Origin of the sequence: Pseudarthrobacter sp. L19, from assembly GCF_050859435.1 — a bacterium.
GTDB lineage: Bacteria > Actinomycetota > Actinomycetes > Actinomycetales > Micrococcaceae > Arthrobacter.
Genome location: NZ_CP193935.1, coordinates 1,499,886 through 1,524,230, shown reverse-complemented (window position 1 = coordinate 1,524,230; position 24,345 = coordinate 1,499,886). Strand labels below are relative to the sequence as shown.

General features: G+C 70.0%; 20 protein-coding genes. 15 read left to right on the top strand and 5 right to left on the bottom strand.

The window, feature by feature from the left end; translation table 11 throughout:
- Positions 1-6 precede the first annotated feature (6 nt).
- The 3 genes from ACRQ5B_RS07110 to ACRQ5B_RS07100 all read right to left on the bottom strand — a co-directional run bounded on the left by ACRQ5B_RS07110 (position 7) and on the right by ACRQ5B_RS07100 (position 6,348).
- Positions 7-999, bottom strand: a complete 993-nt coding sequence (locus ACRQ5B_RS07110; RefSeq protein ID WP_432398321.1) for an IS481 family transposase — start codon at positions 997-999, stop codon at positions 7-9.
- Between the two features lie 127 nt (positions 1,000-1,126).
- A complete protein-coding gene (locus ACRQ5B_RS07105; protein WP_432398318.1) occupies positions 1,127-4,633 on the bottom strand; it encodes a proline dehydrogenase family protein in 3,507 nt (1,168 codons plus the stop codon).
- Positions 4,634-4,884: 251 nt separating this feature from the next.
- Entirely contained in the window at positions 4,885-6,348 is a 1,464-nt protein-coding gene (locus tag ACRQ5B_RS07100; protein ID WP_432398316.1) for an amino acid permease, read from the bottom strand.
- 150 nt (positions 6,349-6,498) lie between these two features.
- Here ACRQ5B_RS07100 and ACRQ5B_RS07095 point away from each other — a divergent pair, with 150 nt between their 5' ends.
- From ACRQ5B_RS07095 to ACRQ5B_RS07055, 9 genes are all read left to right on the top strand, one after another.
- Positions 6,499-7,407 (top strand): LysR family transcriptional regulator, encoded by a 909-nt coding sequence (locus tag ACRQ5B_RS07095; RefSeq protein WP_432398313.1) that lies wholly within the window; start codon positions 6,499-6,501, stop codon positions 7,405-7,407.
- Positions 7,408-7,475: 68 nt separating this feature from the next.
- A complete protein-coding gene (gene panD / locus ACRQ5B_RS07090) occupies positions 7,476-7,904 on the top strand; it encodes an aspartate 1-decarboxylase (protein ID WP_364134559.1) in 429 nt (142 codons plus the stop codon).
- A 34-nt stretch (positions 7,905-7,938) separates the two neighbouring features.
- Complete coding sequence (locus tag ACRQ5B_RS07085; protein WP_432398309.1) at positions 7,939-8,865, top strand: AEC family transporter; 927 nt, start codon at positions 7,939-7,941, stop codon at positions 8,863-8,865.
- Between the two features lie 96 nt (positions 8,866-8,961).
- On the top strand, positions 8,962-10,092 hold the full coding sequence (locus tag ACRQ5B_RS07080) for a GmrSD restriction endonuclease domain-containing protein (RefSeq protein ID WP_432398306.1): 1,131 nt from the start codon (positions 8,962-8,964) through the stop codon (positions 10,090-10,092).
- 73 nt (positions 10,093-10,165) lie between these two features.
- Positions 10,166-11,380 carry an NAD(P)/FAD-dependent oxidoreductase gene (locus ACRQ5B_RS07075; protein ID WP_432398303.1) on the top strand — a complete coding sequence of 405 codons (1,215 nt, stop codon included), beginning with the start codon at positions 10,166-10,168 and terminating at the stop codon, positions 11,378-11,380.
- A 4-nt stretch (positions 11,381-11,384) separates the two neighbouring features.
- Positions 11,385-11,948 (top strand): sigma-70 family RNA polymerase sigma factor, encoded by a 564-nt coding sequence (locus ACRQ5B_RS07070; RefSeq protein WP_432398300.1) that lies wholly within the window; start codon positions 11,385-11,387, stop codon positions 11,946-11,948.
- Complete coding sequence (locus tag ACRQ5B_RS07065) at positions 11,936-12,259, top strand: hypothetical protein (protein ID WP_432398297.1); 324 nt, start codon at positions 11,936-11,938, stop codon at positions 12,257-12,259. Before ACRQ5B_RS07070 ends, ACRQ5B_RS07065 begins: the two co-directional genes overlap by 13 nt.
- A 170-nt stretch (positions 12,260-12,429) precedes the next feature.
- On the top strand, positions 12,430-13,746 hold the full coding sequence (locus tag ACRQ5B_RS07060; RefSeq protein ID WP_290256443.1) for an ABC transporter substrate-binding protein: 1,317 nt from the start codon (positions 12,430-12,432) through the stop codon (positions 13,744-13,746).
- Between the two features lie 41 nt (positions 13,747-13,787).
- On the top strand, positions 13,788-14,741 hold the full coding sequence (locus ACRQ5B_RS07055) for a carbohydrate ABC transporter permease (RefSeq protein ID WP_432398294.1): 954 nt from the start codon (positions 13,788-13,790) through the stop codon (positions 14,739-14,741).
- A gap of 214 nt (positions 14,742-14,955) precedes the next feature.
- Here the strand turns inward: ACRQ5B_RS07055 and ACRQ5B_RS07050 are convergent, their stop codons facing one another.
- Positions 14,956-15,156 (bottom strand): hypothetical protein, encoded by a 201-nt coding sequence (locus ACRQ5B_RS07050; RefSeq protein ID WP_432398291.1) that lies wholly within the window; start codon positions 15,154-15,156, stop codon positions 14,956-14,958.
- 125 nt (positions 15,157-15,281) lie between these two features.
- Between ACRQ5B_RS07050 and ACRQ5B_RS07045 the strand changes: the two genes are divergently transcribed.
- The 6 genes from ACRQ5B_RS07045 (at position 15,282) to galK (ending at position 23,374) form a co-directional block, all read left to right on the top strand.
- Positions 15,282-15,683, top strand: coding sequence for a carbohydrate ABC transporter permease (locus ACRQ5B_RS07045; RefSeq protein ID WP_432398288.1), 402 nt, complete (start codon positions 15,282-15,284; stop codon positions 15,681-15,683).
- Between the two features lie 2 nt (positions 15,684-15,685).
- Positions 15,686-17,758, top strand: coding sequence for a beta-galactosidase (locus ACRQ5B_RS07040; RefSeq protein ID WP_432398285.1), 2,073 nt, complete (start codon positions 15,686-15,688; stop codon positions 17,756-17,758).
- 47 nt (positions 17,759-17,805) lie between these two features.
- Entirely contained in the window at positions 17,806-18,600 is a 795-nt protein-coding gene (locus ACRQ5B_RS07035; protein WP_412884273.1) for a DeoR/GlpR family DNA-binding transcription regulator, read from the top strand.
- Between the two features lie 69 nt (positions 18,601-18,669).
- On the top strand, positions 18,670-20,919 hold the full coding sequence (locus ACRQ5B_RS07030; RefSeq protein WP_432398281.1) for an alpha-galactosidase: 2,250 nt from the start codon (positions 18,670-18,672) through the stop codon (positions 20,917-20,919).
- 1 nt (position 20,920) lies between these two features.
- Positions 20,921-22,051, top strand: a complete 1,131-nt coding sequence (gene galT, locus ACRQ5B_RS07025) for a galactose-1-phosphate uridylyltransferase (RefSeq protein WP_432398278.1) — start codon at positions 20,921-20,923, stop codon at positions 22,049-22,051.
- Between the two features lie 18 nt (positions 22,052-22,069).
- Positions 22,070-23,374 carry a galactokinase gene (gene galK, locus ACRQ5B_RS07020; RefSeq protein ID WP_432398275.1) on the top strand — a complete coding sequence of 435 codons (1,305 nt, stop codon included), beginning with the start codon at positions 22,070-22,072 and terminating at the stop codon, positions 23,372-23,374.
- Here galK and ACRQ5B_RS07015 read toward each other — a convergent pair.
- Positions 23,259-24,248, bottom strand: coding sequence for an LLM class flavin-dependent oxidoreductase (locus ACRQ5B_RS07015; RefSeq protein ID WP_432398272.1), 990 nt, complete (start codon positions 24,246-24,248; stop codon positions 23,259-23,261). The two genes, galK and ACRQ5B_RS07015, sit on opposite strands and share 116 nt — an antisense overlap.
- Between the last annotated feature and the right edge of the window lie 97 nt (positions 24,249-24,345).

The following is a 24,345-nucleotide window of genomic DNA, read 5'->3' as shown; positions in this document are numbered from 1 at the left end:
ATCGTCCTAGATGTACTGCCCGGGCAGGTTGGTTAGGCGGCTGATGGGCGGGTGGCCTCCGATTGCGGTGTGGGGTCTGTGGTGATTGTAGTGGTGCAGCCATGCCGGGAGGGCGTTTCTTCGGGCTGATTCGGTGGCGTAGAAGCGTTTGAATGCCCATCCGTCGGCGAGGGTGCGGTGGAAGCGTTCGATCTTGCCGTTGGTCTGCGGCCGGTAGGGGCGGGTTTTCTTCGCCTTGATGTTCAGCTCGCGGCAGGTGTCGCGCCAGAGGTGGGATTTGTAGGCCGATCCGTTGTCGGAGAGGACCCGCTCGACGGTGACGCCGCGTGCGGCGAACCATGACACGGCCCGCTTGAGCACGCCGACGGCGGTGGCCGCGGTTTCGTCGCCGTGGATTTCGGCGTAGGCGACCCGGGAATGGTCATCGATAACGGTGTGAACATAGGCGGTACCGATCAGCGGATTGCGGTGCCTGTTCCGGGTTCCTGACGGGGTCGCGGAGCGGTTCTGTTTTCCCTGTTGCCGGCCGACGTAGCGCCACCCGCCGCCGTCGGGGATGTTGCCGAGTTTCTTCACGTCGACGTGGATCATCGCCCCGGGGCGCTCGTGTTCGTAGCGGCGGATCACTTCGCCGGTGCGTTTGTCCACGTGGTGCAGGCGGTTCAGCCGGCACCGGACCAGGACCGCGTGCACGGTTGAGGCCGGCATGCCCAGCTTCGCGCCGATCGCGACCGGTCCCAACCGTTGCTTCCAACGCAGATGCACGACCTTGCGCACCAGCTGCTGCGGTGTCCGGTTCGCCACCCGGTGCGGGCGTGAGGACCTGTCGCCCATGCCGGCCTCACCCATCGCGGCGTAGCGGGCCGCCCACCGTTTAGCAGTAGGCCAGGAGCAGTTGAACTGCTCGGCGGCCCGGGATACCGGCCACCCATGGTCGATGACCAGACGCGCGACGCGTAAACGTTGGCGCGGAGTCAAAGCGGCATTAGCGTGGGACACGAGGACCTCCTGGTCGCTACAGCGTTTGTCTAAGCAACTCCACTGTGCAACCGGAGGTCCTCGCCTCTAGGTCAACGACTCCAGCGAGTCATCACATTCACCAAACCAACGTCCCTGGGCAGTACACCTAGATCAGCCCGTCGGAGAGGTGGTTCGCGGTGCCGAAGCGGTGCGCGGTGATGCTGACCGCCTGCTCGTGCAGGAACGGCAGCAGTTCCACGCGGCCGGCCTCGGTCACGGGGTGGGTGTAGACGGCCAGGTCCGGACGTCCGCCGGTGGCCTCGGCGAGAGCGACGGGGTCGCCGCCGATCAGGCGGATCCGCGGCACGGTGAGCTTCGGCGCGGCGGCGAGGCGCCCCGCCGAGGCCAGCCACGCGGCGTCGTCCTCCACCGTCGCCGTGATTCCCAGCCCGGTGAGCACGGCCTGCAGCTGGGCGGGCAGCTCCGTGGCGCTGGACACCGTGAGGGTGGACCCGGCGCGGACGCCGGCGGCCAGGACGCGGACCAGCTCAGCGAGCGGGCTTCCGGCGGAGAGCCGGATCAGGACCGGCAGGGGCCGGTAGCGAAAGACGTTGCGCTCCGCGCTCAGCCCGGAGACGTCCTTGGCGGTGCCGAACTCGTCGGCCCAGGCCTGCGCGTCGGAGGCGAGGGCGCGCTGCAGCGGGGCGACGTCGGCGGCGGCGAGGAAGCCCTTGGCGGCGTCCTCGATCCGCGCCACCTCGGGGCTCAGCGGGCCCGGGGCGGCGGTGGCTTCCGTGCTGGTCCAGTCGCCCAGCCCGGCGAGGTAGTTGGGGCCGCCGGCCTTGGTACCTGCACCGACGGCCGACTTCTTCCAGCCGCCGAAGGGCTGGCGCTGCACGATCGCGCCGGTGATGCCGCGGTTGACGTAAAGGTTGCCCGCCTCGACGGTGTCCAGCCACAGGGCCAGTTCGTCCGAGTTGAGCGAGTGCAGCCCGGCGGTCAGGCCGTACTCGATCTGGTTCTGGATGGCGATGGCCTCCTCCAGGGTGGCGGCGGTCATCACGCCCAGCACCGGCCCGAAGAACTCGGTGAGGTGGAAGTAGGAACCGCGCCGCACGCCGGAGCGGACGCCGGGGCTCCAGAGCTTCCCTGAGTCGTCGAGCTGCCGCGGTTCCACGGCCCAGGTCTCACCCTCGCCGAGCGTGGTCAGGGCGTTCAGGAGCTTGCCGCCGGCGGGTTCGATGATCGGGCCCATCTGGCTGGCGGGGTCCTCCGGGTAGCCGACCTTGAGGGAGGTGACGGCGTCGATCAGCTGGTTGTGGAAGCGCTTGGAAGTCGCGACGGAGCCCACCAGGATCACCAGGGACGCAGCCGAGCACTTCTGGCCGGCGTGGCCGAACGCGGAGTAGGCAACGTCCTTGGCGGCCAGGTCCAGGTCGGCGCTGGGGGTGACGATGATGGCGTTCTTGCCGCTGGTTTCGGCCAGCAGCGGCAGGTCCTTGCGGAACGAGCGGAAGAGTTCGGCCGTCTCGTAGCCGCCGGTGAGGATCACGCGGTCCACGGCCGGGTGGGAGATCAGCTGCGTTCCGAGTTCCCGTTCGCCCAGCTGCACCATGGTCAGCACGTCGCGGGGTACGCCGGCCTCCCAGAGTGCCTCGACCATGACGGCGCCGCTACGGGCGGCCTGCTTGGCGGGCTTGATCACGACGGCGGAGCCGGCGGCGAGGGCGGCGAGCGTGGAGCCGGCGGGGATCGCGACCGGGAAGTTCCACGGCGGCGTCACGACGGTGAGCTTCGCGGGGACGAACGTGGCGCCGTCGACGTCGTCGAGCTTGCGCGCCGATTCGGCGTAGTAGTGGGCGAAGTCGACGGCCTCGCTGACCTCGGGGTCGCCCTGGTCGATGGTCTTGCCGGTCTCGCTGGCCATGACCTCGAGCAGTTCGGCCCGGCGGGCTTCCAGCGCGTCGCCGGCGCGGTGCAGGATCTCGGCGCGCTCCGCCCCGGAGAGCGCGCCCCAGGCGCTGCCCTTGGCGACCGCCGTGTCGATGACAGCGTTGAGGGTGGCCTCGTCGGTGATGGTGGCGGCCTCGACGGCGGCGTTGCCCAGCGTGGAGCCCGGCACGCGGCCCAGGATGGCGCGGCCCCAGTCGCGGTTGGCGGGCAGCGACGGGTCCGTGTCGGGGGTGTTCCGGAAGCCCTCGCGCGGCATCGGTTCGGCCGGCAGGGCACGGTTCTGGCGGCGGTTCGGCGCCGGGACCTCCTCGTCGAGGGCGGCGAGGGAGGCCAGGAAGCGCTGCTTCTCCCGTTCGAAGAGCTGCTCGTTCTCGGAGAGTTCGAACACGGCGGACATGAAGTTGTCCTGGCTGGCGCCCTCCTCGAGCCGGCGGATCAGGTAGGCGATCGCAACGTCGAACTCTGCCGGGTGGACCACCGGGGTGTAGAGCAGGAGCGAGCCGACGTCCTTCTTGACGGCTTCGGCCTGGCCCTGTGCCATGCCGAGCAGCATTTCGAATTCGATGCCCTGGTGCCCGGCGTCCGCGAGGCCGCGCTTCTTGGCCAGCAGCCACGCGAAGGCGATGTCGAAAAGGTTGTGTCCTGCGACGCCGATCCGGACGTTGCGGATCCGGTCCGGGTGCAGGGAATAGTTGATGACGCGCTTGTAGTTGGTGTCCGAGTCCTGCTTGGTGTTCCAGGTAGCCAGCGGCCAGTCGTGCAGGGAGGCCTCGACCTGTTCCATCGGAAGGTTGGCGCCCTTGACCACCCGGACCTTGATCGGGGCGCCGCCGGTGGCGCGGCGCCCCGCGGCCCAGTCCTGGAGGCGGATCATGGCGGAGAGGGCGTCGGGCAGGTAGGCCTGGAGCACGATGCCGGCTTCGAGGTTCCTGAACTCGGGCTTGTCCAGGATCCGGGTGAAGACCGCGATGGTCATGTCCAGGTCCTTGTACTCCTCCATGTCCAGGTTGATGAACTTGGCCTTGCCGCCGTTGGCCGCGAAGGACGCGGCGCGGATGAAGAGCGGGGTGAGCTTCTCGACGACGTGCTCGACGGCCTCGTCGAAGGCCCAGGCGGAGTGCGGGGCGACCGTGGAGGAGACCTTGATCGAGACGTAGTCGACGTCGGGGCGGGCCAGCAGCGCGTGCGTGCCCTTGAGCCGGCGCGAGGCCTCGTGCTCGCCGAGGACGGCCTCGCCGAGGAGGTTGACGTTGAGCTTGATGCCGTCCTTGCGGATCTTGGCGATGGCGGGGCCCAGCTTGGCGTCGGTGGCGTCCACGATCAGGTGGCCGACCATCTCGCGGAGCACGCGGCGGGCCACCGGGATGACCACCCGCGGCAGGGCGGGGGCCATGGTGCCGCCGAGGCGGACGGCGGCGCGCATGTACCAGGGCAGGAAGGCGGGGACCTTGGGGGCCAGGGCGGCGAGGTTGCGGGCGGCGACGTGGAGGTCCTCGGGGCGGACGACGCCGTCGACGAACCCGACCGTGAAACCGAGGCCGTTCGGGTCCTTCAGCACGCCGGCGAGCTGCTGGGCGGACGCGTCGACGGGAACCTCGGAGGCGGCGGTGAGCCAGCGGCGCACCAGTGCGATGCAGTCATCTGCCAGGGCCGCCGCTTCGGCGACTGTTGTGGCCGCGGCGGCGGTGACGGCGCCGGTTTCCGTAGAGGTGTGGGTCATGGTGGCACTCGGACTTTCTCAAGATGTGGACGTTTCTTCCCATCAGTATGCGATCCGTATCACGTAAGATAAAGCGACGTTTTCTGAGCATTACTGGTTAGAAAAACCACATCTTTCAAAGGCCCTCCCTCACCTCCGGCGCTCCCCCTCCGACGACCTCTCACGTGCGGCCGAGCATGACGAAACCCTCCCGCAGAAGCTGCGGGAGGGTTCGCGAAATGTGCGGGAGCCTACGGGGTGCGCGCCGGGGGTCAGCCGACGTGCCGGTGCTGTTCCACTGCTTCCTGGTGCCGCGGGCTTGCCGGGTTCATCAGCGAGTGCTTCCGGCCGTAGCCGAAGTAGATGCACAGGCCCACCACCAGCCAGACGCCGAAGCGGAGCCAGGTCTCCCAGTGCAGCTGGGCCATCAGGAAGGCCGAGGCCAGCATGCCGAAGAGCGGCACCACGGGCATGAACGGCAGGCGGAAGGTGCGCGGGGCGTCCGGGCGCTTGTAGCGGAAGATGATCACCGAGAGGCAGACGACGACGAACGCGGCCAGGATGCCGATGTTGGTCAGGTCCGCCACGGCCTTGATCGGGAACACCCCGGCCAGCAGGGCGGAGGCGACGCCGGCGATCCACGTGACCCGCTGCGGGGTGCCGTGCCGGTCCGTCTTGGCGAACCAGCCCGGGAGCAGGCCGTCGCGGCTCATGGAGAACCACACGCGGGTGACGCCGAGGAGGAACGTGAGCATCACGGTCAGGATCGAGAGCACGGCGAAAACGGAGATGATGGTGGCGATCACCGGCAGGCCCACACCGTTGAAGGCGGAGGCGAAGCCGGCCTTCGGATCGATGTCCTTGTAGTTCTGCATGCCGGTAAGGACCAGGGTGGCGGCGACGTAGAGCAGCATGGCGACGATCAGGGACAGCACGATCGCCTTGGGCATGTGCTTCTTACCGTCGGTGGCTTCCTCCGCCGCGGTACTCATTGCGTCGTAGCCGAACACCGCGAAGAACACGGTGGCGGACCCGGCCAGCACGGGACCGAAGCCGCTGGGCATGAACGGGTTGTAGTTATTGGTGTTGATATAGAAGATGCCCAATCCGATGATGAACAGGATCAGGACCACCTTGATGGCGACGGCGATCAGCTCGAACCGTCCGAAGGCGCGGGTGCCGCGGGACAGGATCCAGGTCACCAGTAGGCAGACCAGGATGGCGGGGATGTTCACCACGCCGCCCTTGCCCTCGTCCACGGTGGAGGTCATCCAGACCGGCATGTGGATCCCGATGCCGGAGAGGAAGGCGTCGAAGTAGCCGGAGATGCCGATCGCCACCACGGCCACGATCGCGATGTATTCCAGCAGGAGGTCCCAGCCGATGAACCAGCCGATCACCTCGCCGAGCGCCACGTACCCGTAGGTGTAGGCGGACCCAGCGCGCGGGATCATGCCGGCGAACTCGGCGTAGGACAGGGCGGCCGCGGCGGAGGCCAGGCCCGCGATCAGGAAGGAGAACAGCACCGCCGGCCCCACCCCGGGCTCGCTCTCGCTGCCGTGCGCCACGAGGCCGGCCAGGGAGAAGATGCCGACGCCGATGATGCCGCCGACGCCGATGGCCGTCAGTTGCCAGAGGCCCAGGCTCTTGAACAGGCCGCTGTGCTTGCTTTCTTCCTCGATGTCGTCGATCGGCTTGCGCCGCATGATCGATCTGGTCAGGTCGCTGGTGCTCATTCCGGTCTCCTGCGTCGGGTGGACCCCGCCCCAGCCGGCGGCGGGCGCCCGTGGTGGGGGTCACATGATTGATTCAGTATGCAAGCCCGATTCCATTAGATAAAGTGACTTCTCCTAACCGATAAACATTAGAATTCACAAGGAATTGTCATGCTCGATGTCCGGCGGCTGCGGCTGCTGCGCGAACTCCAGATCCGCGGCACCCTGGCCGAGGTGGCCGAAGCGCTCCAGTACAGCCCGTCGTCGGTCTCCCAGCAACTGGCCCAGCTGGAGAAGGAAGCCGGCGTCGAACTGCTCCGCAAGACCGGCCGCCGGGTCCAGCTGACGCCGCAGGCGGAGGTCCTCGTGGCCCATACGGCCCAGCTGCTCGAGACGCTGGAACAGGCCGAGGCGGACCTTGCCGCCTCGCTGACCACCGTGACCGGCACCGTGCGGATCGCCGTTTTCCAGTCCGCCGCCCTGGCGCTGATGCCGGACGCCCTGACCCGGATGACCGAAAGCTATCCCGAGGTGCGGATCGAGATGACCCAGCGGGAACCGGAGACGGCGCTGCACGAGACCTGGGCGCGGGACTTTGACCTGGTCATCGCCGAGCAGTACCCCGGCCACGCCGCGCCCCACTACGCCGAGCTGGACCGGGTCAGCCTCACCCGGGACGCCATCCGGCTGGCCGTTCCGCCGGCCGCGCCCGGGCGCCCCACGGCGGACTCACTCGCGGACACCGCCGGCATGCCCTGGGTGATGGAGCCGCGCGGTGCGGCGTCCCGGCACTGGGCGGAGCAGGCCTGCCGCAGCGCCGGCTTCGAACCCGACGTCCGCTTCGAGACCGCGGACCTTCAGGCACAGATCCGGCTGATCGAGTCGGGCAACGCGGTGGCGCTGATGCCGGACCTGGTCTGGACCGGGCGCGGCACTACGGCCCGGCTGATCGAACTGCCGGGCCGGCCCTACCGGACGGTTTTCACCTCGGTCCGGCGCTCCAGCGCGAAGCGGCCGGCGATCCTGGCCGCCCGTGAGGTGCTGGCGCAGACCGCGGCCTCGATCTCACCGGCGGAGTGAGCGGCGGACGCGGGGGTGTTCCCTGGCTCACAGCGGGTCAAGCGCCCCGGCGCTAGACTGAAGCTGTTATGAATCGCACAATGTTCAAGTCCAAAATCCACCGCGCCACGGTCACCCACGCGGACCTTCACTATGTCGGCTCGGTCACCGTGGACCTGGACCTGCTGGAAGCGGCGGACATCCTCCCGGGCGAGCTGGTGTCCATCGTCGACGTCACCAATGGTGCGCGCCTGGAGACCTATACCATCGCCGGCGAGCGCGGTTCGGGCGTCATCGGCATCAACGGGGCCGCCGCGCACCTGATGCACGAGAACGACATCGTCATCCTCATCACCTACGCCCAGATGACCACCGAGGAGGCCAAGGCCTTCACGCCCACCGTGGTCCATGTGGACCGGGACAACCGTGTGGTGCAGATCGGCAACGACCCCGCAGAAGGCCACACCGCCGGAATCCTCCGGCCGCCGCATGCGCTGAACAACGCCGCCCTGAGCTGAAGCCGCTCCGCCCCCTGACCCCGGAACCGGCCGGATGCTAGGCGTCCTGGCCGGCTTCTTCGTCGTCTGGTCGATCATCCTGGTCGGTATGGTCGTCGGCCGCCGCGGCATCCTCGGCGAGAACGCCCGCTCCGTCCTGAGCGCCCTGACCTTCTTTGTCGCCAGCCCCGCCCTGCTGTTCGAGACCCTCAGCAAGGCCAGGCTCAACGAGGTCTTTGCCGCCCCGCTGCTGGTCACCGCCGTCGGGGCCGTCGCCACCGCGGCGTTGTATTTTGGGCTGGTCCGTTTTGTGCTCAAGCGGCCGCTGCCGGAGGCCCTGGTCTCCTCGATGAGCGCTTCCCTGGCCAACTCGGCCAACCTCGGCATCCCGATCGCCGTCTTCGTCCTCGGCAACGCCGGCTACGTCGCGCCGCTGCTGATCTTCCAGCTCGCGTTCTTCACGCCGCTGTTCCTGATCCTGCTGGACGCCAACACCAGCGGCCACAGGACCACCCCGCTGAGCTTCCTGCTGATGATCCTACGCAACCCGATGATCGTCGGGTCCGCGCTCGGGCTGGTGGTGGCAGGCACCGGAGTGCAGATCCCGGAGCTGGTGCTGCAGCCAATCCATCTGATTGGCGGTGCCGCGATCCCCGCCATGCTGTTGGCCTTCGGCATGAGCCTGAACGGCTCGCGGCCCCTGCACGCCGCCGCGGGCCGCCAAGTGGACACGGTGCTGGCCAGCTGCTTCAAGCTCGTGGTGCACCCCGCGCTGGCGTTCCTGTTCGCCCGCTTCGCCCTCGGGCTGGACGGCCAGGCCCTGTTCGCCGTCGTCGTCACCTCCGCGCTGCCCACCGCTCAGAACGTCTTCGTCGTCGCCACCCGGTACCGGACCGGCCTCACCGTGGCCAAGGACACCGTGCTGATCACCACGGTGGTGGCCGTCCCCGCCATGATCGGGGTGGCCCTGCTGTTGGCCTGAGCGGCGTGGCATCGCGGGCGCCGGACCCGCCGCCACTAGGCTGGGGACGGCCTTTCGCGGCCACGCATCAGGCAGCACACCGGGGGAAGCAGGATCATGGGCAGGAACGACGACGGCGCACGCGCCGCAGCCAAGGGACGCCGCGGCGTCATCGACTGGATCGCGTGCGGTATCGCGGGCCTGGTGCTGGTCTCCACCACCGCGTGCGGCGGGCCCGCCCCGGCGGCCGCCGACGCCGTCCCGGCAGCGGTCCACACCACCGCAGCTACCAGCGCTGCCCCCTCCCCGACTGCCACGCCGTCGCCGTCCGCGGACCCGGAAAACCCGCTGGACCCGGACACCATACCGGCCGTCGGCGCCTCAGGGGCCACGGCACCGCACGGACAGCCCGCCTTCGCCAGCAAGGCCCTGGACGTCCTCGCCACCCTGCCCATCAAGGGCCGCGCACCCAAGACAGGGTACTCCCGCGACCAGTTTGGCCAGGCCTGGGCCGACGTTGACCGCAACGGCTGCGACACCCGCAACGACATCCTCCGTCGCGACCTGACCGGAACCGCCCTCAAGCCGGGCACCCACGACTGCGTGGTCCTCTCCGGCACCCTGAACGACCCCTACACCGCGGCGGCGATCGCCTTCGTGCGCGGCAGCAGCACCAGCTCGGCGGTGCAGATCGACCACGTCGTGGCGCTCAGCGACGCCTGGCAGAAGGGCGCCCAGCAGCTCAGCGCCGCCCAGCGCCTCGCCCTCGGGAACGACCCGCTGAACCTCCTCGCCGTCGACGGCCCCACCAACACGAAGAAGAGCGACGGCGACGCCGCCACCTGGCTGCCGCCGAACAAGGCCTACCGCTGCGAGTACGTCGCCCGGCAGATTTCGGTCAAGGCCACCTACTCACTCTGGGTCACCCAGGCCGAGCACGACGCCATGGCCCGGGTGCTGGGCGACTGCCCCGGCGCCCTGGCCCCGACGAACGAACAGGCGCCCGCCCAGGCCGCGGCACCGCCCGCCCAGGCAGCAGCTCCGGCACAGCCCGCCCCGGTCCAGGCGGCCCCCGTCCAGCCCGCCCCCGCACCGGCTCCCGCCGCCGTCGTCCCCGCGGCCCCCGCCACTGCGTACTACGCCAACTGCGCGGCCGTGCGGGCCGCCGGCGCCGCTCCCCTCCACCGCGGCCAGCCCGGCTACAGCAGCAAGCTGGACCGCGACGGCGACGGCATCGCCTGCGAATAACCGCCCGGCTGTCACACCCGGGGCGCCGGCGGTGTCTGGTGTTTAACAACGGCTCTTCGGACAGGAGTTAGACATGGCAGCACAGCGCGTTCTCATCCTCGGGGCCGGCTACGCCGGCGTCGTGGCCGCCAACCGGCTCGCCGGCCGCTCCCCGGCGTTCCGGGTCACCGTGGTCAACCCGGCGGCGGACTTCATCGAGCGGATCCGGCTCCACCAGGTGGCCGCCGGGACCAGGGCCTCGGCCGCCGTTCCGCTCGGGTCCCTCCTGAACCCGGCGGTGGACCTGGTCCGGGACAGCGCCGTGCGGATCGATCCGGCCCTGCGGCTGGTGCACCTCGCAGGCAGCCCGGCTCCCCTGGCCTACGACGCGCTGCTGTACGCCGTCGGTAGCGGCCACGCCCCGGCCGCCCCCGGCACCGGGGACGACGCCGGCACCGGGGACGGCGCCGGCCACTGCTTCGGCGTCCAGGACGCCCCTTCGGCCGCCCGGCTCCGGTCCCGGCTGCGCAGCCTGGCCCCCGGCAGCACCGTCAGCGTGGTGGGTGCCGGGCTGACGGGGCTCGAGCTCGTGACCGAAATCGCCGAAAGCCACCGGCACCGGCACCTGCGCCTGCGCCTGGTGACCCGCGGGGTGGTGGGCGGGGACCTGACGCCCTCCGGCGCGCGTGCGGTCCGGGCCCGGCTGGCCCGGTTCGGCGTCGAGGTGGTGGAGAATACCGACGTGCGGTCCTGCGACGAGTCCACCCTCACCACCTCCGGCGGCGCGGTCCTGCCCTCGGCCTGCACCGTCCGGGCGGCCGGCTTCTCGGTGCCGCCCCTGGCGAGGGACAGCGGCCTGCCCACCGATGCGCACGGCCGGCTCCTGGTTGATTCCTCCCTCTCCTGCCCGGACCACCCGGGCATCTTCGGCGCCGGGGACGCCGTCAAGGTCGCCGGTCCGGAGGGCCTGCACCTGCGGATGAGCTGCGCCTCGGCCCTGCCGCTGGGCGCCCAGGCCGCCGACGGCATCGCCGCCCACCTCGACGGCGGTGGGCCCTCGCCGGTGTCCGCCGGCTACGTGCTCCGCTGCGTCAGCCTGGGCCGGGGCGCCGGCCTCATCCAGCCCGTCACCGCCGGAGACCACCCCCGCGGTCCGGTGCTCCGCGGTCCACTGGCCGCCCTGGCCAAGGAACAGGTGTGCCGGATGACGGTGTCCTGGCTCCGGACCGAGTCCCGGCGGCCCGGCTCCTTCACTTGGCCCCGCGGGCCGAAGACGGCGCTGCCCGAACCCGCCGCCGGGGTGCGGTAACGCCATGGACGGCCACCGGCCCTTCGCCGAACACCGCCCGCTGCTGTTCACCATCGCCTACGAGATCACCGGGACGGCCGCGGATGCCGAGGATGTGCTCCAGGAAAGCTACCTGAGGTGGTCCGCCGCGGACCCGGACAGCATCGACAACCCCCGGGCGTACCTGGCCACCATCGTCACCCGCCAGGCGCTGAACGCGCTCCGGAGTGCGCGGCGGCGGCGCGAGGACTACGTCGGCCCCTGGCTGCCGGAGCCGGTGGCCACCCTCCCGGATGTCGCGGACGACGCCGTGCTCGCCGATTCGCTCTCCTTCGCCATGCTCGTGGTGCTCGAAAGCCTCTCCCCGGACCAGCGGGCCGCCTTCATCCTCCGGGAGGTCTTCGACTTCCCCTACGAGGAGATCGCCGGGGCGACGGGCAAGACGCCGGCAGCGGTCCGCCAACTGGTCCACCGCGCCAAGGAGCACGTGGCCCGGCGCACCCCCGCTTCGACGTCGATGCCCGGGACCGGAAAGACGTCACGGACCGCTTCACCGCCGCCGCGATGGGCGGCGACATGCAGGCCCTGATGGATGTCCTGGCCCCCGGCGCCGTCCTGCTCTCCGACGGCGGGGGCAAAGTCTCGGCCGCCCGCCGCCCGGTGGTGGGCGCGGAGAACATTGCCCGCTTCCTGCTCGGCCTCGCCGGCAAGCCGCTCCCGGACATGCGGGTGGAACCCGCCTTCCTGAACGCGATGCCCGCGATCGTCATCTCCAGCGGCGGCCGGGCGGACCTCGCCGTCGTGATCGAGGCTGACGGCGGGCACGTCACCGGGCTGTACCTGGTGCGAAACCCGGACAAACTCGGCGCCGTTGCGTCGGTCCGGCACCTCGGCCGCTGACCGGCTGGACAGCCCCCGCCGCCCCCTGCGTCCCCCGGGCGGACCTTCAGCATGTTCCCAGCGCGTAACAAAATGTGCTTTTTTGCCTGTTGACGTTCCTTATTGTGCGATTATGATGAATAATCATGTGAGCTGCTTCACACCACCCGCACTGTTTCAAAGGAGAAATCATGACCATGCACGAAGACGCTCTGCGCCGGGCCTCCAGCCAGGGCGGGTGGGACCGCCGGACGCTGCTGAAGACGTTCGGTGCCGGCGCCGTCGCCTTCGCCGGGGCGCCCCTGCTCAGCGCCTGCACCGGCGGCAGCGGACCCGCCGCCAGCGGCAACAAGACGGTCACCTTCGGTTCCGGTTCGTCCGACGAGGTGCCCAAGGCCGCGTACAAGGCCGTCACCGACGCGTTCACCAAGAAGTCCGGCATCGCCGTCACCACCAACACGGTTCCGCACAACGACTTCCAGAACAAGATCAACACCTACCTGCAGGGCAGCCCCGACGACACCTTCACCTGGTTCGCCGGCTACCGCATGCAGTACTACGCCGGCAAGGGCCTGCTCGCCCCGATCGACGACGTCTGGGAGAAGATCGGCGGCAACTACTCGGACGCCATGAAGAAGGCCTCCACCGGCGCCGACGGCAAGATGTACTTCGTCCCGAACTACAACTACCCGTGGGGCTTCTTCTACCGGAAGAGCCTCTGGGCCGAGAAAGGCTACGAGGTCCCCACCACGTACGACGCCCTCCTGGCCCTCTGCAAGAAGATGCAGGCCGACGGGCTCATCCCGATCGAATTCGCCGACAAGGACGGCTGGCCGGCCATGGGCACCTTCGACTACCTGAACATGCGCCTGAACGGCTACCAGTTCCACATGGACCTGACCGCACACAAGGAATCCTGGGACCAGAAAAAGGTCAGCGACGTCTTCGACACCTGGAAGGCCATGCTGCCCTTCCAGAACCCGAACGCCCTCGGCATGACCTGGCAGGACTCCGCCAAGAACCTTGGCGACAAGAAGTCCGGCATGTACCTGCTCGGCTCCTTCCTCACCCAGCAGTACACGGACAAGACCGTGGCCGCGGACATCGACTTCTTCCCCTTCCCGGAGCTGGCGATGGAAGGCCGCGACGCCGTCGAAGCCCCCATCGACGGTCTCCTGCTCTCCAAGAAGGGCGGCCAGAACCAGTCGGCCAAGGACTTCCTCGCCTACCTCGGCACCCCCGAAGGCCAGGACGTCTACGCCTCCGTGGACAGCTCCAACATCGCCACGGCCAAGGGCTCCGACACCTCGAAGTTCACGCCGCTGACCAAGAAGATGGCGGACGTGATCACCAACGCCAAGAGCATCAGCCAGTTCTTCGACCGTGACGCGCTCCCGGCCATGGCGAACAACGTCATGATCCCCGCGCTGCAGTCCTTCATCAAGGACGGCAACGTGGACGTCAAGAACCTGGAAGCCCAGGCCAAGTCCCTCTACGCCGCGCAGTAGCGCTGCCAGGGCCCTTTCATCGGCACTAAGGAAATGTTCTTGTGAGTACACCATCCAAAACGAGCCCCGCCGGGGCACGGCGTCCAGCCGCTGCCCGGGCGGGGCGGATCCGTCGCCTTTCCGGCCGCGACAAGTGGGTCCTGGCCTTCATGGTGGGACTGCCCACCCTGATCCAGCTGGTTCTGGTCTGGATCCCCACGCTGCTTTCGGCGGCCCTGTCCTTCACCCGGTGGAACGGCCTGAGCCTGGACGACATCAAGCCGGCGGGCGTCAGTAACTATGACTTCATCGCCCAGAACTACCCGCCGTTCTGGCCGGCCGTGCAGCACAACGTGCTGTGGCTGGTGTTCCTGGCCGTCATCGCCACCCCGCTGGGGCTGCTCCTGGCCATCCTGCTGGACCAGAACATCCGCGGCACCCGGATCTACCAGAGCATCTTCTTTACCCCGGTGATGCTCTCCCTGGCCCTGATCGGCGTCATCTGGCAGCTGTTCTACAACCGGGACAACGGTCTGTTGAACTTCCTGCTCGGCACCGCCGGCACGCCCCAGGCCGTCGACTGGTTCGGTGACTCCGGCGTGAACATCTGGGCCGCGCTGATCGCCGCGACCTGGCGCCACGCCGGCTACGTCATGATCCTCTACCTGGCCGGCCTCAAGGGCGTGGACCCCACGCTCCGCGAGGCGGCCCAGATCGACGGCGCCAACGCCGTGCAGACCTTCTTCCGGGTGATCTTCCCAGCGATGCGTCCGGTCAACGTCATCATCATCGTCATCACGGTGATCGAATCCCTCCGGGCCTTCGACATCGTGTACGTCATCAACCGCGGTACCAACGGCCTGGAACTGATCAGCGCCCTGGTGATCCAGAACCTCGTCGGCGAGGGCCAGGTGATCGGCGTCGGCTCGGCCCTGGCCGTCATCCTGCTGGTCATCTCGCTGGTACCCATCACGTTCTACCTGTCCCGGGCCTTTGGAAAGGACAAAGAGGCATGAGCATCGCACAGCCTACGGACGCACGCCCGGCGGGCCGGGCACCGTCACGGCGCGGCGCCGCCGCGGGAGCCGGGAGCCAGAGCGCCGGCAAGCGGAACAAGCCCCGCTTCGGCCTCCACATCTTCCTGAGCGTGCTCGCGGTGATGTGGCTGATCCCCTTGGCCTGGACCGTCTTCACCGCACTCCGGCCCAAGGCGGACACGGACAAGTACGGCTACTTCAGCTTCGGCGGGTCCTTCAACTTCGACAACTTCGTCCAGGCCTGGACCCAGGGCGGCTTCGCCCAGTACGCCTGGAACTCGGCCCTGATCACCATCCCCTCCGTCATCCTGGTGCTCTTCTTCGCCTCCATGATGGCGTTCGCGGTCAGCCGGGTCAGCTGGAAGTTCAACGTGACCCTGCTGATCATGTTCACAGCCGGCAACCTGCTCCCCCGCAGGTCCTCGCCGCCCCGTTGTTCGAGATGTTCAAGCTCCTCCCCTGCCGTACAGCGTCAGCGACTCCGGCAGCCTGCTCAACACCTACATCAGCGTGATCGCCGTGGACACCGCATTCCAGATCGGCTTCGTGACCTTCGTGCTCTCGAACTACATGAAGGCCCTCTCCCCGGAACTGACCGAGGCCGCCCTGGTGGACGGCGCCGGCATCTGGCGCCAGTACTGGGAGATCATCCTCCCGCTGTGCCGGCCGGCGCTGGCCGCCATGGGCACCCTGGAAGTCATCTTCATCTACAACGACTTCTTCTGGCCGCTGCTGTTCCTGCAGAGCGGTGACCGGCTGCCCCTGACCACCGCCGTGAACAACCTTCAGGGCCAGTTCCTCTCCAACTACAACCTCATCGCCGCCGGCGCCATGATCACCGCCATCCCCGCCTTGGTGATCTACCTGCTGCTCCAGCGGCACTTCGTGGCCGGCCTGACCCTCGGCTCCAGCAAAGGATAATTGTGGACAACAGCACCAAGCCCCCCAGGGCCTCGATGGACTACATCACCGCCCGCCTCGGCTCCGAGGGCGCCCCGCAGCTGGCCTTCGGCGGCGACTACAACCCGGAGCAGTGGCCGGAGGAGACCTGGGCCGAGGACGTCGCCCTGATGCGCGAGGCCGGCGTGAACCTGGTCAGCGTCGGCATCTTCAGCTGGTCCCTGCTGGAGCCGTCCGAGGGCGAGTACGAGTTCGGCTGGCTGGACCGGGTCCTGGACCTGCTGCACGAGAACGGCATCCGGGTGGACCTGGCCAACGCCACGGCCTCCCCGCCGCCGTGGTTCAGCCACAAGTACCCGGAGTCCCTCCCGGTCACGGCCGACGGCGTGCGGCACAGCTACGGCTCCCGGCAGGCGTTCGCCGCCTCCAGCCCGGACTACCGCCGGGCCGCCGCCGCCCTGACCGAGCAGATCGCCACCCGCTACAAGGACCACCCCGCCGTCGTCATGTGGCACGTGCACAACGAGTACGGCTGCCACAACCAGCCCGACTACTCCGACGGCGCCGCCGCTGGCTTCAGGGTCTGGCTGAAGAACCGCTACGGCACCCTGGACGGGCTCAACGCCGCCTGGGGCACCGCATTCTGGTCCCAGCGGTACTACGACTGGGAGGAGATCCTGCCGCCGCGCACCTCCGGCACCTGGGTCAACCCCACCCAGCAGCTGGACTTCGCCCGCTACTCCTCCGACGAACTGCTCGAGTGCTACAAGGCCGAGGCGGAGATCATCCGCTCCCACTCGGAGCACCCGGTCACCACCAACTTCATGGGCTTCAACATGGGCCTGCACCAGCCGGTGGACTACTGGCGCTGGTCCGAGCAGATGGACGTGGTCTCCAACGACCACTACCTGATCGCCGAGGACCTGCGGAACTACCAGGAACTCGCGGCGACGGCGGACCTCACCCGCGGCTGGTCACAGGGCAAGCCGTGGCTGCTGATGGAACACTCGACGTCGGCGGTCAACTGGCAGCCGCGCAACATCGCCAAGGCGCCCGGGGAAATGCTGCGCAACTCGATGCAGCACGTGGCCCGCGGCTCCGACGGCGCCCTGTTCTTCCAGTGGCGCGCCTCCCGCGCCGGGGCCGAAAAGTTCCACTCCGGCCTGCTGCCGCACGCCGGGACGGAGACCAAGGTCTGGCGCGAGGTGGTCCGGCTCGGCCAGGCCCTGCGCAGCCTCGCCGAGATCGCCGGCTCCACCGTCACCGGCGCCTCCGGCCGGGTGGACGTCGCGATCGTCCACGACACCGACGCCCGCTGGGCCTCGGAACTCGACTCGCACCCCAGCGTGGACGCCTCCAACATCGCCGAAACCCGCCGCTGGCACGACGCCTTCTACCGGGCCGGTATCCCCACCGACTTCGTCCGCAGCACCGACGACCTCTCCGGCTACCGGCTGGTCATCGCTCCGATGCAGTACCTGATCACCGACGAGGGCGCCGCCAACCTGGACGGCTTCGTCCGCGCCGGCGGCCACCTGGTGGTGTCCTACTTCTCCGGTATCGTGGACGAAAATGACCACATCAGGCTTGGCGGCTACCCCGGCGCGTTCCGCGAACTGCTCGGCGTGCAAATGGAGGAGTTCTTCCCGCTCCGCGCCGGCGAGAGCGTCCCGCTCAGCCGCTTCGGCGCCGGCACGTACTGGAACGAACTGGGACACGCCACCACCGCCGACGTGCTCTCCGCCGTCACCCACGGCCCGGCGGCCGGATCCCCCGCGGTGACCCGCAACGTCGCCGGCAAGGGACGAGCCTACTACGCCGCCACCACCCTCTCCCCCGAGGGGTTGCGGGAACTGCTCGCCGTGGTCTGCCCCGACGCCGGCGTCGCGCCCCTGGTCCCGGACCTCCCGGCCGACGTCGAGGTGGTCCGCCGGGCCAAGGACGGCACGCACTGGACGTTCTGCATCAACCACTCGGACCGGGACGTGCACCTGCCGCTGGAAGGCTACGACGTCCTGGCCGACGCCGGGCTCGACGGCGGCCTGGGGCTCCCGGCCGGGGGCGTCGCCGTCGTCCGTTCCACCTCCCCGCAGTAGCCGCACCCGCCGGCCACCTCACCCGCCAACGCTTAGAAGGACTCCCGATGCTCGCCGCAGCCCGTCACTCAGCCATCCTCGCCGAGGTCCAGCGCGAGCGGATCGTCCGCGTCGCGGACCTCGCCAAGATGCTGGGCGTCTCGCTGATGACGGTGCGGCGGGACATCGAGGCCCTCGACGCGGCCGGCGCGGTGGAGAAGATCCACGGCGGAGCGAAGCTGCCCGGCGGGGCCAGCACCCACGAGCCGGGCTTTGAGCTGAAGATGACCCAGCTCAAGGACGAGAAGATGGCCATTGCCCAGGAGGCGGCGGCCCAGGTCCGGGAGGGCATGGCGGTGGGCCTCAGCGCCGGCACCACCACCTGGGCACTGGCGCAGCTGCTCACGGCCGGGCCGCAGATCACCCTGGTGACCAATTCGGTGCGGATCGCGGACACGTTCCACCAGAGTTCCTCCCCGTCCACCGTGATCCTCACCGGCGGCCAGCGGACCCCCTCGGACGCGCTGGTGGGGCCCCTGGCCACGTCCTCGCTCCGGCAGCTGCACCTGGACGTGCTCTTCCTGGGCGTGCACGGGGTGGATCCGGATGCCGGGTTCACCACCCCGAACGTGCTGGAGGCCGAAACGGACCGGGCCTTCGTGGCCGCGGCCCGGCGCGTGGTGGTCCTGGCCGACCACACCAAGTGGGGCACCCTGGGCATCAGCACCATCGCCGCCCTCGAGGACGCCGACGAGCTGATCAGCGACGACCTCCTGGGCACCGAGGCCCGGCGCGTCCTCGGCGAGCGCGTGGGCCGGTTGCGGCTGGCCCCCACGCACACCGCCGGAGCGGCCACCGGCTGAGCCGCTTCAACCCCCTATTCCCCCTACCTCCCTCTGAATCCCCGAAACCTGACGACGCCTGGAGCTGCAGTGAATAACCCGGACCTGAACCTTGCCCCGGAGAGCCGGACCCCGGCCACTCCGGCGGCGCCCGCGCCGCTGTACCTGCGCCGCTCCGGCACCGCCCTGCTGCTGGACTTCCGCACCGGCGAGCCCGCCCTGCTGCACTTCGGCGCGGACCTCGGCCCTGAGCTGCCGGACCTGTCGCTCCTGACGGACCCGGTGCCGCACTCGGCCCTGGACGTGCCGGTGACCCTGGGCCTGGTCCCGCAGGCCTCCTCCGGCTGGCGCGGACGGCCCGGCCTGCGCGGCCACCGCGGCGGCACGGCGTTCTCGCCCCGGCTGCGGCTGGTCTCCGTGGACGCGGATCCCGGCGACGGCGCCTCCGCGGTCCTCACCCAGACCGACCCGGACGTCGGGATCACCGTGCGCACCGAGCTCCGGCTCAACGACGGCGGGCTGCTGCAGCTACGCCACACCCTGGTCAATGACGGCGGCTCCCCCTACACCGTGGAGGAACTCGCCGCGGTGCTGCCCGTGGGCCGTGCGGCCGCCGAGGTCCTGGACCTCACCGGCCGCTGGTGCCGGGAATCCCACCCGCAGCGGCTCCCCCTGCAGCAGGGCACCTGGGTCCGGTCCGGCCGGCACGGCCGCACCGGCCACGACGCCTCACTGCTCCTGGCCGCCGGCACCCCCGGCTTCGGCTACCGGCACGGGCAGGTCTGGGCCGTGCACCTGGGCTGGAGCGGCAACCACGAGAGCTTCGTGGACACCACCGGCGACGGCCGCACCGTGATCGGCGCCTCCGAACTCCTCGGATCCGCCGAGGTCACCCTCGCCCCGGGCGAAAGCTACGAGACCCCGTGGCTGTTCGCCGCCTACTCGGACGAAGGCCTGGACGGCATCACCGCGGCGTTCTACGCCTGGTTTCGCGCCCGCCCGCACCACCCCACCGCCGGGAAGCCCCGGCCCGTGGTGCTCAACGTCTGGGAGGCCGTCTACTTCGACCACCGGCTGCCGGCCCTGCTCGACCTCGCCGCCACCGCCGCCGCCCTCGGCGTGGAACGCTACGTCCTCGACGACGGCTGGTTCCGCGGCCGCCGGAACGACACCGCGGGCCTCGGCGACTGGTACGTGGACGAGGACCTCTGGCCGGACGGGCTGACCCCGCTGATCGACGCCGTCACAGGCCACGGGATGGAATTCGGCCTCTGGGTGGAACCGGAAATGGTCAACGAGGACTCGGACCTGGCCCGCGCGCACCCCGACTGGATCGCCGGACCCGCGACCGGCGCCGCCGGTGGGCCCGCTTCGGCCGGCCGGCTGCCCGAGCGCTGGCGGCACCAGCAGGTCCTCGACCTGGTCAACCCCGACGCCTGGCAGTACATCTACGACCGGCTCGACGCCCTGCTGAGCGAGAACCGGATCAGCTACCTCAAGTGGGACCAGAACCGGGACCTGACCGAGATGGGGCACGACGGCCGGCCCTCCGTCCACGCCCAGACCCGCGCGGTCTACCGGCTGCTGGACGCCCTCCGCGAGGCCCACCCGGACGTCGAAATCGAAAGCTGCTCCTCCGGCGGCGCCCGCGTGGACCTGGGCATCCTGGAACGCACGGACCGCGTCTGGGGATCGGACTGCAACGACGCCCTGGAGCGCCAGACCATCCAGCGCTGGACCGGGATGGTGGTCCCGCCCGAGCTGGTGGGCTCCCACATCGGCCCCACCCGCAGCCACACCACGGCCCGCACCCACGATCTGTCCTTCCGTGCCGTCACCGCCATGTTCGGCCACTTCGGCCTGGAATGGGACATCCGCCACCTCGAACCCGCCGAGCGGAACGAACTGGCCGGGGCGATCGCCCTGTTCAAGGAGTACCGGGGGCTGCTGCACAGCGGCCGGATGGTCCGGGCGGACGAACCGGACCCGGCGCTGCGGCTGCACGGGGTGGTGGCGCACGACGGCGGGGAGGCCCTGTTCGCCCTGGTGTCCGTGGCCACCTCGTTCGCCGAAATCCCCGGCCGGGTCTGCCTGCCGGGCCTGGACCCGGACACCCGGTACCGGGTCGAGGCGGTCTACCCCGCCGCCACGGACCGCGGCGCCTACCTCCAGACGGCACCGCCGGGCTGGCTGGCCGGCGGCGTGGAAGCCACCGGTCGTTTCCTGGCCGGCTCGGGCCTGCCGATGCCGGTCCTGAACCCGGAGCACGGCGTGCTCCTGTCCGTCCGCCGGGCCGGCGGCGGCGCACCCCACAGCGGCACCCCGGTAAGGAACTCCTAGCATGGAACAGATCACCAAACGCGCCTACAAGCTCTCCGACGGGCGGGACCTGATCTACTTCGACGACGCGGACACCACGCTGCCGCCGGACCGCGGCCCGGACCTGCGCGAACCCATGGACCGGCCGGAAACCGCCACCATGCGCCAGGACGTGCTGACCGGCGAGTGGATCTCCATCGCGGCGGCCCGGCAGAACCGCGTGGTCCTGCCGCCTACCCACCGGGACCCGCTGGCCCCGGCGTCGCGTGACAACCCCTCCGAAATCCCCAGCCGCTACGACGTCGCCGTCTTCGAGAACAAGTCCCCCTCTTTCGGCCCGGACCTCACCGGCCCGGACGCCCCCGAAGGGTTGGAGGACTTGGCCCGGATCGGCCTGGGCCGCAGCCGACAGGCGGTGGGCCGCTGCGAGGTGGTCTGCTTCTCCCCCGAACACACCGGATCCCTCGCCGGCCTGTCCCGGTCCCGGATGCGGACCGTGGTGGAGGCCTGGGCGGACCGCACCGCCGCGCTCTCCGCGCTGCCCGGCGTCGAACAGGTCTTCCCGTTCGAGAACCGCGGCGAGGCGATCGGCGTGACCCTGCACCACCCGCACGGCCAGATCTACGCCTACCCGTACATCACCCCCCGTACCTCCCAGTTGATCCGCACCCTGGCGGACTACGAAGGGTCCCTCTTCGAGGACATCCTCGCCTTCGAACGGAACTCCGAGCGGGTGCTGCTGCAGGGTGAGCACTGGACGGCGTTCGTGCCGTTCGCGGCGCGCTGGCCCCTGGAGGTCCACATGCTCCCGCACCGGCACGTCCCGGACCTCGCCGGAACCACCGACGCCGAACGGGACGAATTCGCCGACCTCTACGGGCGGCTGCTGCGCGGCGTCGACGCCCTGTACGACACCCCCACCCCGTACATTTCGGCGTGGCACCAGGCCCCGGTCAACGCCCACCGGGACGACATCCGGCTCATGCTGCAGCTGACCTCGCCCCGGCGGGAGAAGAACAAGCTGAAGTATCTGGCCGGGTCCGAGGCCGCCATGGGCGCGTTCATCGCCGACATCCCGCCGGAAACCGCCGCGGCACGGCTCCGCGAGGCCATCGCCACCGCCGACGCCGCCACCGGCATCCCCACCACGTAGCAGGAAGAACCACCCGCCATGACTGAACTCTCCCAACAGGGACGCGACTACTTCGCCGGCCAGTTCGGCCACCAGCCCGAGGGGGTCTGGTCCGCCCCGGGCCGCGTGAACCTCATCGGCGAGCACACCGACTACAACGACGGCTTCGCCTTCCCCATCGCGATCGAAAAGCGCGCCGCCGTCGCCGCGTCCCGCCGGGAGGACCGGCGGCTGCGGGTGGCCAGCGATTCCTTCCCCGGCGTCGTCGACGTCGGACTCGACGGCCTGGACCCCGACGCCCTGCAGGGCTGGTCCGGCTACCCCCTCGGGGTTGCCTGGGCCATGGCGGAGGCGCTGCGGAGCGCCGGCCGCGACGTCGCGCAGCTGCCCGGCGTGGACCTGGCGCTCACCTCGGACGTCCCCGCCGGCGCCGGCCTCTCCTCCTCCGCCGCGGTCGAATGTTCCGTGGCGCTGGCCCTGAACGAGCTCTGGGACGCGGGCCTGGACCGGCAGGAGCTCGCCCGGATCGGCCAGCTCGCGGAGAACCGCGTGGTCGGCGCACCCACCGGCATCATGGACCAGTCCGCCTCGCTGCTGGGGGAACCGGACCACGGGATCCTGCTGGACTGCCAGAGCCTGGTCACCGAGATCGTCCCGCTCGGGTTCGAGGCCGCCGGCGTGGGCCTGCTGGTCATCGACACCCGCACCAGCCACTCGCACTCCGACGGCGGGTACGCCAGCCGCCGCCGCTCCTGCGAGGAGGGCGCGGAGGCGATGGGCGTGGGCAGCCTGCGCGGCCTGGGTCCGGAGGACCTGCCCCGTGCCGAGGCCACCCTGGAGCCGGTGACGTTCCGCCGGGTCCGGCACATCATCACCGAGAACCAGCGGGTCCTGGACACGGTGGCCACCCTGCGCAGCCACGGCGCGGCCGCGATCGGGCCGTTCCTGAACGCCTCGCATGTCTCCATGCGGGACGACTTCGAGATCTCCACCCCGGAACTGGACCTGGCGGTGGCCACTGCCCAGTCCCTCGGGGCGATCGGGGCGCGGATGACCGGCGGCGGGTTCGGTGGGGCGGCCATCGCCCTGGTCCGGGACGCCGACGCCGAAACCGTCGCCCGCGGCGTGCTCGAAGCCTTCGACAAGGCGGGCTTCACCGCGCCGCACATCTTCCCGGTCACCGCGGCCGAGGGCGCCCGGCGCGAGCCGGCGTTCGAGGGGCCTAGGGCTAGACCCGGGCCAGCCCGGCGACCTCGGCGAGCAGTTCCACGGACCGGAGCCGGTCCTCGACCCGGGGGCTCTGGTGCGCCACGATCAGCTCGTCGGCGTCGGCGTGCTTCGTGAAGCCGTCCAGGTACTCCATGACGGCGTCGGGGGTGCCGACCGCGGAGTACTTCATCATCTGCGCCATGTGCTGGCCCTGCGGGGAGTCCAGGATCATGTCCGCCTCGTCGTCGCTGAAGACCCGGCCGTTGCCGAAGAACAGGGACACCCGGGCCCGCTTGGTGGCCTGGAACATCTCCTGCGCGTCGGAGGCGGAGTCCGCGGCGATCACGTTCACGGCGGCGATCACGTGCGGGGCGTCCAGCTGCTCGGAGGGCCGGAACTCGCGGCGGTAGATCGCGACGGCGTCCTTCAGCGCGTTCGGCGCGAAGTGCGAGGCGAACGCGTACGGCAGGCCCAGCTGCGCGGCCAGGCGGGCGCCGAAGAGGGACGAACCCAGGATGTACAGCGGCACGTTGGTGCCCTTGCCCGGGATGGCCTCCACGCCCTGGATCCGGCTGTTGCCGGTGAGGTAGCCCTGCAGCTCCAGCACGTCCTGCGGGAAGCTGTCGGCGCTCATCGGGTCGCGGCGCAGCGCCCGCATGGTGTTCTGGTCGCTGCCGGGGGCACGCCCCAGGCCCAGGTCGATCCGGCCCGGGTGCAGCGTCTCCAGGGTGCCGAACTGCTCGGCGATGGTCAGCGGAGAGTGGTTGGGCAGCATGACGCCACCGGCGCCGAGCCGGATGCTCTTGGTCTGCGACGCGACGTGGGCGATCAGGACGCTGGTCGCGGAGGAGGCGATTGTGGACATGTTGTGGTGCTCGGCGTACCAGATGCGGCGGTAGCCCAGCTCCTCGGCCCGCTGCGCCATGGCAACGCTGCCGGCGAAGCTCTCTGCCGCCGTCTGGCCCTTGCCGATGATTGCGAGGTCAAGGATGGAAAGCGGAACAGTCACGGAAAAGCCGGCCTTTCGTAGCGGAAAGTGTGGGAAGTGCGGTGTGAGGAATGCCGGGCCGTCCTGCGGCCGGGCGCCTACAGGTGGCAACGACGGC